This window comes from Achromobacter sp. (assembly GCF_049647645.1).
In the GTDB taxonomy this organism is placed as follows: Bacteria; Pseudomonadota; Gammaproteobacteria; order Burkholderiales; family Burkholderiaceae_B; genus Achromobacter.
On sequence record NZ_JBARYB010000236.1, the window covers coordinates 1 to 1,865 of the forward strand.

The 1,865-nt window shown below is 69.5% G+C and carries 3 protein-coding genes; all 3 read left to right on the top strand.

Going from position 1 to position 1,865, the window contains the following annotated elements:
• Window positions 1–180 (top strand): DUF6691 family protein (locus tag WBB14_RS27295; protein WP_424242533.1); only part of this gene is annotated, 180 nt, incomplete at its 5' end.
• Between the two features lie 18 nt (window positions 181–198).
• The gene (locus tag WBB14_RS27300; protein ID WP_424242534.1) at window positions 199–1,434 is read left to right on the top strand and encodes an NAD(P)/FAD-dependent oxidoreductase; all 1,236 of its coding nucleotides are present in this window, start codon (window positions 199–201) and stop codon (window positions 1,432–1,434) included.
• A gap of 9 nt (window positions 1,435–1,443) precedes the next feature.
• The coding region (locus WBB14_RS27305; RefSeq protein WP_424242535.1) for a TSUP family transporter at window positions 1,444–1,865 on the top strand (422 nt) is incomplete at its 3' end.

Genomic DNA, 1,865 nt, shown 5'->3' on the forward strand with positions numbered 1-1,865 from the left:
GATGCGCGCCTGGCCGCGGGCAGCCTGGCGTTCGGCGCGGGCTGGGGGTTGGCCGGTTTCTGCCCGGGACCGGCGCTGGTGGCCGCGTCCGCCGGCGTCCCCGAGGCGTTGATTTTCGTGGCCGCCATGGTGGCAGGCATGGCGATATTTTCAGTGCTGGAAAAATTCAAAAGCCGGTAGACCGGCGAGGAGACAAGCATGCCGACAGCAGAGGCGCAGCGCGATTTCGATGTGGTGGTGGTGGGCGGGGGATCGGCGGGCATAGGCATTACGGCCAGCCTGCTGCGTCGCCGTCCGGACTTGCGGATCGGGGTCATCGAACCCAGCGACAAGCATTACTACCAGCCGGCCTGGACGCTGGTGGGGGGCGGCGCCTTCGACATCGCCAAGACCGTGCGTCCGACCCGCGCCGTCATGCCCAAACGCGCCACCTGGCTACAGGCCGCCGCCGCAGGCTTCGAGCCCGAAGCCAACCGCGTGCTGCTGACTGACGGCAGCGCCGTGAGCTACCAGCAATTGATCGTCTGCCCCGGCCTGCGCCTGGCGTGGGACAAGGTCGAGGGCCTGGCCGACACGCTGGGCAAGAACGGCGTCAGCTCCAACTACCGCTACGACCTGGCGCCCTATACGTGGGAACTGGTGCGCGGTCTGAAGGGCGGGCAGGCGCTGTTCACGCAGCCGGCCATGCCCATCAAATGCGCCGGCGCGCCGCAGAAGGCCATGTACCTGGCTTGCGACCACTGGAAGCGCACGGGCGTGCTGGACCGCATCGAGGTCGAATTCGACCTGGCGGGCGCGGCGCTGTTCGGCGTGCCGACGTTCGTGCCGCCGCTGATGCGCTACGTCGAAAGCTACGGCATTGCGCTGGCCTTCAATTCGGCGCTGGTGGCGGTGGACGGCGCGGCGCGCAAGGCCTGGTTCGACCTCAAGAACGCGGACGGCGTGGTGACGCGGGTCGAGAAATCCTTCGACATGCTGCACGCGGTGCCGCCCCAGGTCCCGCATGACTTCCTGAAGAACAGCCCGCTGGCGGATGCCGCCGGCTGGTGCGAAGTGGATCCCGCCACGCTCTTGCACGTGCGCCATGGCAACGTGTTCGGGCTGGGCGACGGCATCTGCACCAGCAATGCCAAGACCGCCGCGGCCGCGCGCAAGCAGATCGTTACGGTGGCGGAGAACCTGCTGGCGCTGCGCGAAGGCCACGCCATGCCGGTCAAGTACGACGGCTACGGTTCCTGCCCGCTGACGGTGGAGCGCGGCCGTATCGTGCTGGCCGAGTTCGGCTATGGCGGCAAGCTGCTGCCCACCTTCCCGCTGGACCCGACCGTGCCGCGCAAGAGCGCCTGGTTCCTCAAGGCGACGCTGTTGCCGTGGATCTACTGGAACGGCATGCTCAAGGGCCGCGAATGGCTGGCCCGCCCGCTGGGTAACTGAGTACCGGCCATGATCGATACGGTGCTGGCCGTCAGCGCGGCGCTGGGGGCGTGCGTGGGCCTGATACTCGGGCTGACTGGCGCGGGCGGCGCCATCATGGCGGTGCCCTTGCTGGTCTTCGGCCTGCATCTGGAGGTGTCGCAGGCCGCGCCCATCGCCTTGCTGGCAGTGGGCCTGTCCGCCGCGCTGGGCGCGGTGCTGGGGCTGCGCAAGGGGCAGGTCCGTTATCGGGCGGCGGGCTTCATGGCCGCCACCGGAATACTGGTTTCGCCGCTGGGCCTGTGGGCGGCGCGGCGCCTGCCCAACGCGCCGCTGGCCATCATCTTCGCCGGCGTGCTGGGCATGGTGGCGTGGCGCATGTGGAACCAGGGCGCCAAGCCCGCGGCGGCGGCCCAGGCCGCGCCGCGCACCCCGCCCTGCCAACTCAACGC

Coding starts and splice junctions, on each gene's coding strand:
- WBB14_RS27300 (WP_424242534.1), top strand. CDS start 199: ATGCCGACAGCAGAGGCGCAGCGCGATTTCGATGTGGTGGTGGTGGGC.